Source organism: Flavonifractor sp. An4, from assembly GCF_002161755.1.
Lineage (GTDB): Bacteria > Bacillota > Clostridia > Oscillospirales > Oscillospiraceae > Flavonifractor > Flavonifractor avicola.
On record NZ_NFIL01000002.1, the window covers coordinates 57621 to 70331 of the forward strand.

Genomic DNA, 12711 nt, shown 5'->3' on the forward strand with positions numbered 1-12711 from the left:
CTCTCTATTTTATCCGGGGGCGGCGCTGCGGCAGCGGGTGACCTCAAAGCCGCCGGTGGAGGTGCGTCCTCCCGCCAGAGTGCGGGCGGCGTAGTCGTTGAAATGCCACCACTCCGACTCCAGGGGCGTCATGCCCGCCTTGCGGAAGTAGTCCCGAAGGGCGATGGCCGGGTCATTCATGGTGGAAGCCAGGGTTGTTTCGCCGGGACCGGTGGTGGAGGCCGCCGCCATGCTCAGTTCATGGATGGGGGTGGGCATTTCGTACTCCTGATAGTCCACCGGTACCAGATAGGTGTGGCCACCGGTGGTACGGGTCTCGGTGCGGGATATCTTCACCAGGCTTACATCCACCGCAAAGCCCTTCTGGTGGTTGGAGTAGCCGGTGTTGATGAAGTAGGTCATGGACCAGGGCTTTGTGGTGATACCCGCCTTGACCTCAGGATCACGCTCCGCCAGGGCGGTCAATGCCTTGACCACCGCCTGCTGGGTGGCATAAGGCCGGTAGGCCTCGTATAGCTTCAGACTGTTGCCCTGGGACAGGGCCTTTTGCTGGGCGGCGCAGATCTTTTTGGCGGTGGCGTAGAGCACCGGCATGAGGAACTGCTCCTCATCAAAGCGGGAGTTATACACCTTGCCCTGGTAGAGAGCCTGGCCGGTGATACCGGGGATATCTTTGCCTGAACTGGTGTACCGGGAGGCATAAGCGTTGGTGGCGTCATATACGATAGAAGGGACCACGTCGGGCAGATTGATCATGCAGAACCGGTGCTCCACCCACCCTGTGCCGTAGCCGGAGGACACCTTCCACCAGTTTCCCTTTTCCCCCAGGATGGTAAAGGAAGCACCGGCAGGGAGCACTGCGGCGGCCCCGGCGTAGGGATCGGCGGCAGGCTGGGCCTCGGAAAGCTGAGTCGTGGCCTGGGCCTGAACAGGGGAGGGCAGGGGACTGGCTTCCGGAGTGGGCGAGACGGACGGCTCCGCGGCTGGTGTCTGCGAAAGGGCCGGCTCTGGTGCGGAAGAACCAGAGGGCTCCGGTTCAGCGGAGAGGGCAGGTGTTGGAGCAGGTGTGGGAGAAGGCGTCACAACAGGCGTGGGGGAGGGGGTGGCTGTGGGTGTTGGCGTAGGCGCGGGAATGGCGGCCCACAGGCCCTGTTCTACCGCGGCATAGCCGGTGGCGCCGTAGACCGGCAGCTCCAGCCCGCCGGTCAGCTTGGGGACGCTCCGGTCCAGGGTATGGTCCTCATCCCACACAGGTACGGTTGGGGTGGGGGTCGGTGTAGGCTCCGCGCTGGGGGTGGGAGAAGGCTCCGGAGTGGTGGTGGGGATGGGAGTCTGCGTGGGGGAAGGCGAGGGCGGCGTTGGAGAGGGCTCCGGCTGTGGGGCGGCGCAGGCGGCCAGACCGGCCAGCAGGGCCAGGGCGCACAGCAGAGCGGCGGCGCGTCTCATCATACCCATTCTCCTTTATTGTTCCAGCATCTCAACCACACGGCTGAGCACAGTGGCGGCCTCGGCCCGGGTGGAGGTGGCCAACGGCATCAGAGCATTGCCGCTGCCGCCCTGGAACAGCCCGGCAGCGGAGGTGCGGGCGGCGGCTTCCAGAGCCCAGAAGGCAATGTCGCCGTCATCGGCAAAGCCCAGGCCGTTTTCGTCGGGCAGGTCCAGGCAGCGGCCGATGATGGTCATCATCTCCTGCCGGGTAATGGGTCGATCAGGGGCAAAGGTGTTTTCATCGGTGCCAGCCACCAGACCCAGTCGGGCGGCCTGATGGATGTAGTCGGCGGCCCAAGTGCCTTCCACGTCAGCAAAGAGGGGCTCCTCCACACCTTCGGGTGCCTGAGGCAGAGCATTCTTCTGCTCCAGAGCGGTGTACAGCATGGCGGTAAATTCCGCGCGAGTCACTTGGTCGTCAGGACGGAAGGTGTCTCCGTCGGTGTGAAGCTCAACCCCCAGGTCCTTGAGTGCGGCCACTTCTTCCCGGCACCAGTGGTAAGCCACGTCGTCAAAGGGAGACTGATACTCCAGCAGCGCAAAGCCGTAATCCAGGAGTGCGGCGCTGTCGGTGTGGCGGGCCTTGTCGTTGGAGGACTTCATGACCACGCTGATGATGCGTCGGCCATTTTTCACAGCGGTGGCGCTGAGACAGTAGCCAGCGGCGGTGATGGTGCCCGTCTTGAAGCCGTCCACGCCGTCATAGGCGTAGTCCAGGCCGGGGAGCAGTTTGTTGGTGTTGGGGTACCATTTTCCATTGAAGGAGACCCCGGTGAGGGAGGTATAGTCCAGAATCTGAGGGAAGCGATGGATGAATTCCCGGACCAGAGTGGCCTGGGAGCGGGCGGTGAGATAGTGGACGTGAGCGCCGTGGGAGTTTTCGTACTCCGCCGTCATGCCCAGGCGTTTGGCGGTCTCGTTCATCCGATGGACAAAGGCCCCCTCACTGCCGGAGATATACTCAGCCATAACGATGCAGCTGGCGCTGGCGAAGGGATCATAATTAGTTTGAGCAGGGTGTCTACCGATACGGAGGACCCGGCGGGCAGGGGAACAGAGGCGGGATAGTTCTTACCGTCCCGGGATTTTTGGGCGTTCTCGGCACTGATGGGTACCATGGTGTCCAGTGTCAGGTTGCCGGCCTCCAGCTCCTCAAAGATGATGTAGGCCGTCATAACCTTGGTCATGGAGGCGGGGACCCGCATGGTATCGGCATCCTTTTCATAAAGGATGGCGCCGGTATCATAGTCCATAACGATGGCGGCCGCGGCGGTGATGTTCGGCTTTTCCGGTTCCGGCGCGGCCACAGCTGCCGTACTGAGCAGCAGAGAGAAGATCAGAAGCAGAGAAAGAATACTCATGGAACGACGGGATTTGCTGCACGACATATCGCTCATCTCCAATTCCGGCGGCACATGAACCGTTTGGTATTGCAATCAGTATGGCATATCCAAAAGTCTTTGTCAAATGACAGTACCGCTGGGAATAAAACTGTTCCTGTGATTTTTTCAACTGGAGGGAAAAAGGATGGAAAAATTCTGCCGGATATGATATGATAAAAACTAACCGCCCTGATGCAGTATACAGCGTATCGGGTCAATGTACCGGGAACGGCCTCGTTTTCAAGCGGGTTTCGGTTCCCGAAAATTGTGAATGGAGGAAGTCGCTTTGAGCTATTTGATGGCCATCCTCATGGGGATTATTCAGGGTGTGGCGGAGTTTCTGCCCATCTCCAGCTCCGGCCACCTGGCCCTGTTTCAGCAGTTCTTCGGCATGGAGAACATGGAAGAAAAGTACATGATGTTTACGGTCATGCTCCACTTTGGTACCCTGATCTCGGTGCTGGTGGTCTACTGGAAGGACGTGGTGGAGATGATCCGGGAGTTCTTCCTGGGCATCGCCGCCCTGGCAGGGAAGGACACCGGCACTCCGCCGCCTCCCGCCCGGCGGATGGTAATGCTCATTATCATCGCCACCCTGCCCCTGTTTGTGATGGTGCTGCTCCAGGATGCGGTGAACGCCCTGTTTGCCAGCTCCATTATGGTGTCCATTGCGCTGCTGGCCACCGGCTGCATCCTTTATTTCTCTGACCGGCTGGCGCATGGCCGTAAGACTGCCAAGAACGCCACCGTGGTGGATGCCCTCATCGTGGGCTGCGGCCAGGCTCTGGCGGTGATCCCCGGCCTGTCCCGCTCCGGTACCACCATCTCCGTAGGTATGATGCGGGGCTTTGACCGCTCCTTCGCCGTTCGTTTCTCCTTCCTTCTGTCCATGCCTGCCATCGTGGGCGCCAATATTCTGGAGCTGAAAGACGCGGTGGAGAGCGGCTTCAATATGGCTGAGCTGCCCATGTATCTGGTGGGTGTAGCCGTAGCTGCCGTGGTGGGCTACTTTGCCATCCGGCTGGTCAAGACCCTGTCCGACAAGGGCAAGTTCGGCAAGTTCGCCTACTACTGCTGGGCGGTGGGCCTTGGCAGCCTCATCGCCGGCATTGTGAAAACCGTTATGATGTAAATCGGTACCGCCCACCTGTGGGCGGGAAACCCGACCCTGAAAGGATCTGATACCATGGCCACCGCAAAGAAGAAAAGCACCGGAGGGAAGCGGACTGCCCCTTCCAGCCGGTCCTCCTCTTCCCGCACCGCATCCAGCCGCAAAAAGCCCGCCCCCCGCCCTGTCCGGCGGGAGGTGGGTGCTGTGGTGTGTTTGCTGCTGGCCATCTTTGCCGCGCTGGGCTATTTCCACATCCAGGCCATTTTCATCGACTTCTTCTGCGGGCTGGTGAAGGGGCTGATCGGCTATGGCTATCTGCTGCTGCCCCCCATGCTGCTGGTGGCCAGCGGTATTCTGGCCTTCCATCGGGGCCGCCCGGTGCGGCTTCGGGTGTGGTGCGCCCTGCTGCTGCCGGTGCTGGCAGGCGGCTTCTTCCACCTGCTGCTGGCCCGGGGTGCCTATGCCTGGGATATGAAGCTGCCTGAACTGCTCTGGAAACAGGGCGAGGCTTTGGCCAGCGGCGGTGTGATCAGCGGTGTGATTGCACTGGGTCTCACGGCTGTGTTCAGCAAGATCGGCGCCGGTATCATTTTTGTGCTGCTGGCTGTGATCCTGGTTATGGTGTGCTTCCATATTTCCCCCACCGATGTGGTGGACAGGCTTCGCAGCCGTCCGGAGTACGAGGAGGAGGAGATCCCCGAGCCCCGTCCCCGCCGGAAGAAAGCCGAACGTGAGCCGGAACCTGTCCGGGAGGGCCGCAAACAGCAGCCCCAGATTGATATTCCGGTGGATGACGGACCTCTGGTGGGCAAGAAGCGGGAGCCCAAGCCCATTGAGAAGAAGGAGCGCTTCTTCAACCGCAAGCCTTCGGTGCCCACCCCCGACCAGGTGCTGACCGGCACCACCCAGGCCCAGACGGAGGAGGTGGAGGTGCCGGAGGAGGAGGCCCTGCCCTTTGCCACCCCGGCGGAGATCCGGCATGAGGCCGTCCAGCCCCAGCCTGTGGTCCAGCCGGAGTCGGAACCCATTCCGGAACCTCAGCCTGTGCCCCAGCCTGCACCTCAGCCTGTACCTGAGATCGTGCGGGAGCCCGCCGTGCCTCCTACCTCCGCCAAGGCCCGTCAGAGGGAGGAGACCGCCCAGGCCGCCGCCGAGGTGGCCCAGGACATTGCCCGAAGCCTGGAGGAAGAGCCTGTGGCTTACCAGTATCCCCCTGTCTCGCTGTTGACGGAAGGGGAGGGGGTATCCAGCTCCGATGTGGCGGGAGAGCTGCGGGCCAACCAGGCCCGCCTCAGCGATACCATCCGCTCCTTCGGCATCGACGCCAGCATCTCCAACGTGACCCGGGGCCCCTCGGTGACCCGGTATGAGCTGGAGCTGGATCAGGGCGTGCGGCTCAACAAGCTGACCAATCTGGCCGACGATATCGCCCTGGCTCTGGGGGCCACCGGCGTGCGGATCGCCCCCATCCCCAACCAGATCTCCATGGTGGGCATCGAGGTACCCAACCGCCTGGTGTCCCCGGTGTACATCCATGACGTCATCGACTCCCGGGAATTCCGGGACAACCCCTCCAAGGTGTCCTTTGCCGTGGGCAAGGACATCGGCGGCAACAATATTGTGGGCAATATCGCCAAGCTGCCCCACCTGCTGATCGCCGGTACTACCGGCTCCGGTAAGTCGGTGTGTACCAACTCCCTCATTATCTCCCTGCTGTACAAGGCCACCCCGGAGGAGGTCCGCCTCATCATGGTGGACCCAAAGATGGTGGAGCTGGGCATCTACAACGGCATTCCTCATCTGCTCATCCCGGTGGTTACCGACCCCAAGAAGGCCGCCGGTGCCCTCCAGTGGGCGGTGGTGGAGATGATGAAGCGGTACCGGGCCTTCTCTGAGATTGGTGTCCGGGATCTGGCCAGCTACAACGCCCATGCAGCCAAGACCGACGACATGGAGAAGATGCCCCAGATCGTGGTGGTCATCGACGAGCTGGCCGACCTGATGCTGGTGGCCGCCAAGGAGGTGGAGGAGTCCATCTGCCGGGTGGCCCAGATGGGCCGTGCCGCCGGTATGCACCTGATCATTGCTACCCAGCGGCCCTCCGCCGACGTGATCACCGGCCTGATGAAGGCCAACATCCCCAGCCGTATCGCCTTCGCCGTGGCCTCCTCTCTGGAGTCCCGTATTATTCTTGATACCACCGGCGCGGAAAAGCTGGTGGGCCGGGGCGATATGCTGTATTTCCCCCTGGGCTCCGGGAAGCCCCAGCGTGTTCAGGGCTGCCTGATCTCCGATGAGGAGGTGGCCGCCGTGGTGGGCTTCATCAAGCAGAACAGCGGCGGGGCCGAGTACGATCAGGAGATTATGCACGACATCGAAAAGCACGCCGCCGAGAAGGAAAAGGGCTCCAAGGGCGTGGGCGGCTCCGCGCCGGAAGAGGTGGGAGACGACTACGACGAGCTGCTGCCTGCCGCCATCGAAGTGGTGGTGGAGACCGGCATGGCCTCGGTGTCCATGCTCCAGCGGCGGCTCAAGCTGGGCTATTCCCGTGCCGCCCGTCTGGTGGACCAGATGGAGGAGAAGGGGGTCGTTGGACCCTTTGAGGGCTCCAAGCCCCGGCAGGTGCTTATCAGCAAGGAACAGTGGCAGGAGATGCAGTTCAAGCAGGACATGGCCGGCAGTGCGCCGGAGCCGGTGCCCGATGAGCTGGAGTTTGAGGGGGACGCCATTCCCCAGAGCCGGGATATGCCCCCCCTTTGATATGGAGTGATGGGAATGGAGCAGTTTGTAATCCGTCCCGCCGACGAGGGGGCCGGTGAGGCCATCCACGCCGGACTGCGGGCCTATAACCGGAAGTTTGTGCCGGATACGGCGGATCTGTCCCTGGTGGTTATCGACCAAGCCGGGCGGATCATCGGCGGCTGCGATGCCTTCCGGATGGGGGAGCTGGCCATGCTGGATGTGCTGTGGGTGGCAGAGGACCACCGAGGCGCCGGTCTGGGCGCCTGCATCCTGGAGCAGCTGGAGGAGAACGCAGCCCGGCAGGGCGCCAAGCGGCTGGAGCTGAATACCTTCGGCTTTCAGGCCCCCCGCTTCTATGAGAAGATGGGCTACCACCGCTTCGGTGCGGTAGAGCAGGGGACCGGCAGCTACGGCCACTATTTCTATGTCAAAGAGCTGTAATCAAATCAAACAAGAGGAGCGCAGTCGCCGGACTGCGCTCCTCTTGTATGTATGGGTAAGGGTTTGTGGGAGATCAGAAGTTGACTTCTTCACCGTAGTAGATGCAGGTGAAGAGCTTGGCCATGGTCTCGGGATCGATGGGACGGGGGTTGGAGCCGGTGCAGGCGTCGCCCACCGCGTTGGCGGCGATGGCGGTCAGCTTCTCCTTGAACTCGTCCTCGATGATGCCGAAGTCCTTCAGGGTGTTGGGGATGCCCATGGCGTCGTTCATGGAGCGGATCTTGGCACGCAGGCCCTCCACGCACTCCTCCACGGTGCCGGTGATGCCCATGGTCTTTGCGATGTCAGCATAGCGCTCCGCCACGCCGGGCGCTTTCGCGTTGTAGGCGATGACGTAGGGCAGGTACATGGCGTTGGCCAGGCCATGGGTGATGTGGCCGGTGGAGAAGGCGGCGCCGGTCTTGTGGGCCATGGAGTGAACGATGCCCAGCAGAGCGTTGGAGAAAGCCATACCGGCCAGGCACTGACCGTAGTGCATCTCCTCACGGCAAGTCATGTCGCCGTTGTAGGACTTGATGAGATCATGGTTCACAATGTCAATGGCCTTCAGGGCCAGAGGATCGGTAAAGACGGTGTGCAGGGTGGACACATAGGCCTCGATGGCGTGAGTCAGAGCGTCCATGCCGGTGTGAGCCACCAGCTTGGGGGGCATGGTTTCGGCCAGAGCGGGGTCGATGATGGCCACGTCGGGGGTGATGTTGAAGTCGGCCAGAGGATACTTGATGCCCTTCTGATAGTCGGTGATGACGGAGAATGCGGTGACCTCGGTGGCAGTGCCGGAGGTAGAGGGGATGGCGCAGAACTTAGCCTTCTGACGCAGCTCGGGGAAGGAGAAGGGGGTGATCAGATCCTCAAAGGTGGTCTCGGGGTATTCATAGAAGGCCCACATTGCCTTGGCGGCGTCGATGGGGGAGCCGCCGCCCATGGAGATGATCCAGTCGGGCTGGAATTCCCGCATCACGGCAGCGCCGCTCATGACGGTCTCCACAGAGGGATCGGGCTCCACGTTCTCGATGAGCTTGGTCTCAATACCGGCTTCCTTCAGATAGGCAACCGCCTTGTCCACAAAGCCGAACCGCTTCATGGAGCCGCCGCCCAGCACCAGTACTGCGCGGGTGCCCTTCAGATTCTTCAGATTTTCCAGGGCGTTGGGGCCGTAATAGATGTCTCTGGGAAGGGTAAAACGGGACATGGTAAATACCTCCGTATGTCTCATTAAATTTTGATCGTTAAATGTTTAACGATCTTACGGCCCCTATTATGGCACATTGTTAATTCTTTGTCAATCCATGAAGAAGAAACTATTCGTTCCAAACTTTTGGTTCTACCAATTTCCACAAAAAAGCCACAGCAGGCATACAACTGTCCGCCTGCTGTGGCTTTTATCATAGAACCAGGGTGCCGTTTTCGTCCTCCAGAAGAAGGAGAATGTGCTGCTGCTTGCCGGTTTGGGCGTTGACGTAGATGAGAACATGGGTGCCGTCCTGGGCCTGGCACTTGAATTCGTGGCATAATACCTCGTATTCGCCGCCGGTGGGGATGAGAGCCAACTGGTGGGAGAGAACGGTGAGGGAGTCGTCCACCAGGGCCTGGGCGGTCTGGGCGTCCACGGCGGGGGAGGACAGGTCCCGGCTGCCGTGGTGGGTCAGGTAGCCTGCCGCCTCAAAGCCCACCACCTCGCCGGTGTCCAGGGCCACCGACACCTTCACCAGATCGGGGTAGCAGTAGACGCCGTTCTCCACCGGGGCAAAGTTGATTGCCAGCACTCCGTCCTGTTCCATGAAATAGCTGGGGGCCATATTGGCGTAGCCTTTTTCCGCCAGGAAGGCGGCGGCTTTTTCACAGCCCTCCGTCCGGCTGAGCACCGGCTCTCCGGCGGTACGGGAGGAGAATACCTCCAGGATCTGTCCGCCCTGACAGGTGACCTGGATATAGAGCTGTCCGCCGTCCACCATGGCGTTAAAGCCGTAGGAGGGCAGATTGCCCTCGGACTTGGCGGTGAGAGTGAATACCTCAGGCCGCAGGTCCAGGAAAGCCGCCGCCGCTTCGCGGGCCTGCTCCTCAGTGACCTGAGGCAGGCCCTCCAGCATCCGGGGGGTGCGGCCGTCCAGGTGCTGGGAGAAGGGGCCGTCGTAGATCAGGGTGGGTACCTCGGGGAAGTCGGACTCCACGCTTTGGAAGGCGGAGCCGCCGTTGACCTGACCGCTGCCGTCCTCGGCCGCCAGCCGCTCGCGTGCCTCCGCCAGATCCTCCGGCCGGATGGCCCCGGCGCTCAGCTGGGCCTGGAGGGTCTCCAGGGTGAGGGAGAGTTCGCCGGCCGCCTCGGACAGCTGGAACAGGGCGTCTCGGTGCTCGTCGGTGCATACCAGCTCCGCTGAGGTCCCCTGGGCCAGGGCCATGGCGTAATCACCCGCCCGGGCCAGGAAGGCGGCAGTCTGCTCCAGCTCCACATTGCCGTAGGGCAGCTCGCCCAGAGCAGCCTGGGCGGCCTGGGCTTTGGAGTAGGCCTGGGCGCACAGGGATGCAAACAGGGCGGGGGAGGTGGCGTGGCTCATTTTGGTCAATGCCACCTCCAGTTCTCCCGTGGCGGTGGTCAGCTCGGCGAAGGCATGGCGGTAGCCGTTGTCCAGCAGCCGCCGGTACTGAGCGGCCCGGACATGGCCCTGAACGGCAAAGCCGGCGGTAATGACAAAGGCCGCCGCCAGAAAGCTGACAGCCAGCACCCGGATCTTCTGTTTTGACATAAAAACGCCCCCTTTTACCGCTAGTATGGGTAAAAGGGGGCATACTATGTGACACTTATTTTGCCAGCTGAGCCATACCAAGCTTGATGCGGCGGAGGGTCTCCTCCTTGCCCAGAATGTGGCACAGCTCCACCGCGCCGCCGGGGGTGACCGCTTTGCCGGACAGGGCGGTACGCACCGGCCACATGATGCGGCCGTTCTTCAGCTCCAATTTCTGAGCCAGGCCGATGAGGGCGTCATGGATGGCGTCATAGGTCCACTCAGGCAGATTCTCCAGCACGGGCAGTACCTGCTCCAGGGCCTCCAGGGAGTTCTCCTCGGTGGTCTTCATCTTCTTGTGGCAGTAAAGCTCATTGGAGTACTCGGGCAGGGCGTCGAAGAAGTCCACCTGAGGAGCGATGTCCAGCCAGGTGTCGCACCGGGGCTGCACCAGGGGAGCGATCAGCTTCAGGTCGATGCCCTCGGTCTTGACGGCTTCCTTCAGGTAGGGCTCGGCACCCTCATAGAAGGCCTCGGGGGAGAGGGAACGGAGGTAGTTGGCGTTAAAATACTTCAACTTCTCGATGTCGAAGATGGCGGGGGACTTGGAGATGCCGTCGGTGTCAAAGATATCAGCCAGTTCGGCCAGAGTGAAGAACTCCTGCTCGGCGTATGCGCCCTTGGGGGACCAGCCCAGCAAGGTGACGTAGTTCACCACCGCCTCGGACAGATAGCCCATGGCGATCAGGTCCTCGTAGGAGGGGTCGCCCTTGCGCTTGCTCATCTTGTTGTGCTGGTCCCGCATAACGGGAGAGCAGTGGATATAGGTGGGCACCTCCCAGCCGAAGCCCTCGTACAGCAGGTTGTACTTGGGAGCGGAGGACAGGTACTCGGAGCCGCGGACCACATGGGTGATGCCCATGAGATGGTCGTCGATGACGTTGGCGAAGTTATAGGTGGGCAGACCGTCCCGCTTCATGAGCACCTGGTCGTCCAGGGTCTTGTTCTCCACGGTAATGTCGCCGAACACAGCGTCGGAGAAGGTGGTGGTGCCCTCAGCAGGGATGCGCTGGCGGATGACGTAGGGCTCGCCGGCGGCCACTCTGGCCTTGGCAACCTCCGGGTCCAGATCCCGGCAGGGATCAGCGGCCCGGTCAAAATCGCCGGAGTCCTCCTCGGATTCGGTCTTTTCACAGAAGCAGTAGTAGGCGTGACCCTTCTCCACCAGCAGCTCGGCAAACTTGCCGTACAGGTCACGGCGCTGGGTCTGGATGTAGGGGCCCACAGGGCCGCCCAGATCGGGACCCTCGTCCCAGGTCAGCCCGCACTTGCGCAGGGTGTTGTAGATGACGTCGGTGGCGCCCTCTACCAGACGGCCCTGGTCGGTGTCCTCGATGCGGAGAATGAATTTACCGCCGTTGTGACGGGCGATGAGCCAGGTGTACAGGGCGGTACGCAGGTTGCCGACGTGCATATAGCCCGTGGGGGAAGGGGCGAAACGGGTGCGCACGCCGTCGTGGGGGATGCGGCCCTCCAGTTCCTCAAACCAGTTCAGATCCATACAGATCCCTCCGTTGAACAAAATACCCGGGTGACGGGTGTCAAATCGTAACCTTTATTCTACCGTTTCAGCCCTAGAATTGTCAATAGTGCGGCCCTGTTATTCTTGTCAACCGCCGGGAAATGTGGTATTATATCGTCAACTATGCAGAAATCTCTTGACAAGGGTGTGAACCTGTTATGGAAACGAATAAGAAAGTCATCTTCAGCGGCATCCAGCCCAGCGGCGCCCTCCATCTGGGCAACTATCTGGGAGCCCTGCGCAACTGGGTGGCCCTGCAGGACGAATATAACTGTGTCTACTGTGTGGTGGATGAGCACGCCATTACCGTGCGGCAGGACCCCGCCGCCCTCCGCCGCCAGACCATCGAGCTCTTTGCCCAGCTGGTGGCCTGCGGTATCGACCCGGAGAAGTCCATCCTGTTCATCCAGTCCCACGTGCCCGCCCATGCCGAGCTGGCCTGGGTGCTCAACTGCTACACCATGTTCGGCGAGCTGTCCCGCATGACCCAGTTCAAGGACAAGTCCGCCAAGCACGCCGACAACGTCAACGCCGGCCTGTTCACCTACCCCTCCCTGATGGCCGCTGATATCATGCTCTATCAGGCCGACCTGGTGCCGGTGGGGGAGGACCAGAAGCAGCACGTGGAGCTCACCCGCAACATTGTCCAGCGCTTCAACGGCATCTACGGCGATGTGTTCACCATGCCTGACGCCTATATCCCCAAGGTGGGCGCCCGGGTCATGAGCCTGAACCAGCCCGACAGCAAGATGAGCAAGTCCATCCCCGAGGGCTGCGTCTACCTGATGGACAGCCCCGACGATATTATGCGCAAGTTCAAGCGTGCGATCACCGACAGCGACACGGAAAACTGTGTCCGCTATGACCGTGCCAACAAGCCCGGCGTGGCCACCCTCATCGACATCTATGCCGCCGTTACCGGCAAGACCTATGAGCAGATCGAGGTGGAGTTTGAGGGCAAGGGCTACGGCGCCTTCAAGCCCGCTGTGGGTGAGGCCGTGGTGGAACTGCTCCGGCCTGTCCGGGAGGAGACGGTGCGCCTGCTGGGCGACAAGGCCTATCTGGAGGGCCTGTACCGCGCCGGCGCAGAGAAGGCCGCCTCGGTGGCCCAGCGGACCCTGCGTAAGGTCCATAAAAAAGTGGGCTTCATCCCCCGCTGAGAGATAAAGGAGCATCTTTCCT

10 protein-coding genes are annotated in these 12711 nt (G+C 61.6%); 4 read left to right on the forward strand and 6 right to left on the reverse strand.

What is annotated here, in order from left to right:
* Window positions 1–9: 9 nt before the first annotated feature.
* From B5F94_RS16090 to B5F94_RS01440, 3 genes are read right to left on the reverse strand one after another with little or no spacing between them, the layout of a single operon-like run.
* Window positions 10–1449, reverse strand: coding sequence for an SH3 domain-containing protein (locus B5F94_RS16090; RefSeq protein ID WP_143383221.1), 1440 nt, complete (start codon window positions 1447–1449; stop codon window positions 10–12).
* A 12-nt stretch (window positions 1450–1461) separates the two neighbouring features.
* Window positions 1462–2457 (reverse strand): S-layer homology domain-containing protein, encoded by a 996-nt coding sequence (locus tag B5F94_RS01435; RefSeq protein WP_087326938.1) that lies wholly within the window; start codon window positions 2455–2457, stop codon window positions 1462–1464.
* Complete coding sequence (locus tag B5F94_RS01440; RefSeq protein ID WP_158100233.1) at window positions 2409–2876, reverse strand: D-alanyl-D-alanine carboxypeptidase family protein; 468 nt, start codon at window positions 2874–2876, stop codon at window positions 2409–2411. The genes B5F94_RS01435 and B5F94_RS01440 overlap by 49 nt, the downstream gene beginning before the upstream one ends.
* Before the next feature lie 280 nt (window positions 2877–3156).
* On the opposite strand from B5F94_RS01440, the gene B5F94_RS01445 reads away from it, so the two are divergent.
* Genes B5F94_RS01445 through B5F94_RS01455 form a run of 3 tightly spaced genes read left to right on the forward strand, consistent with a single transcriptional unit; the run spans window position 3157 to window position 7164 of the window.
* Entirely contained in the window at window positions 3157–4002 is an 846-nt protein-coding gene (locus B5F94_RS01445; protein ID WP_242965530.1) for an undecaprenyl-diphosphate phosphatase, read from the forward strand.
* 54 nt (window positions 4003–4056) lie between these two features.
* On the forward strand, window positions 4057–6741 hold the full coding sequence (locus B5F94_RS01450; RefSeq protein WP_087326944.1) for an FtsK/SpoIIIE family DNA translocase: 2685 nt from the start codon (window positions 4057–4059) through the stop codon (window positions 6739–6741).
* A gap of 15 nt (window positions 6742–6756) precedes the next feature.
* Window positions 6757–7164 carry a GNAT family N-acetyltransferase gene (locus B5F94_RS01455; RefSeq protein WP_158094640.1) on the forward strand — a complete coding sequence of 136 codons (408 nt, stop codon included), beginning with the start codon at window positions 6757–6759 and terminating at the stop codon, window positions 7162–7164.
* A 73-nt stretch (window positions 7165–7237) separates the two neighbouring features.
* On the opposite strand, the gene B5F94_RS01460 is transcribed toward B5F94_RS01455, so the two are convergent.
* From B5F94_RS01460 to gltX, 3 genes are all read right to left on the reverse strand, one after another.
* Window positions 7238–8416 (reverse strand): iron-containing alcohol dehydrogenase, encoded by a 1179-nt coding sequence (locus tag B5F94_RS01460; protein WP_087326947.1) that lies wholly within the window; start codon window positions 8414–8416, stop codon window positions 7238–7240.
* Window positions 8417–8609: 193 nt separating this feature from the next.
* Window positions 8610–9968 carry a PepSY1/2 domain-containing protein gene (locus B5F94_RS01465; RefSeq protein ID WP_087326950.1) on the reverse strand — a complete coding sequence of 453 codons (1359 nt, stop codon included), beginning with the start codon at window positions 9966–9968 and terminating at the stop codon, window positions 8610–8612.
* Window positions 9969–10023: 55 nt separating this feature from the next.
* Window positions 10024–11508 carry a glutamate--tRNA ligase gene (gene gltX, locus B5F94_RS01470; protein ID WP_087326953.1) on the reverse strand — a complete coding sequence of 495 codons (1485 nt, stop codon included), beginning with the start codon at window positions 11506–11508 and terminating at the stop codon, window positions 10024–10026.
* Between the two features lie 179 nt (window positions 11509–11687).
* Here gltX and trpS point away from each other — a divergent pair, with 179 nt between their 5' ends.
* Window positions 11688–12689 (forward strand): tryptophan--tRNA ligase, encoded by a 1002-nt coding sequence (trpS, locus tag B5F94_RS01475; protein ID WP_087187872.1) that lies wholly within the window; start codon window positions 11688–11690, stop codon window positions 12687–12689.
* Window positions 12690–12711: the final 22 nt, after the last annotated feature.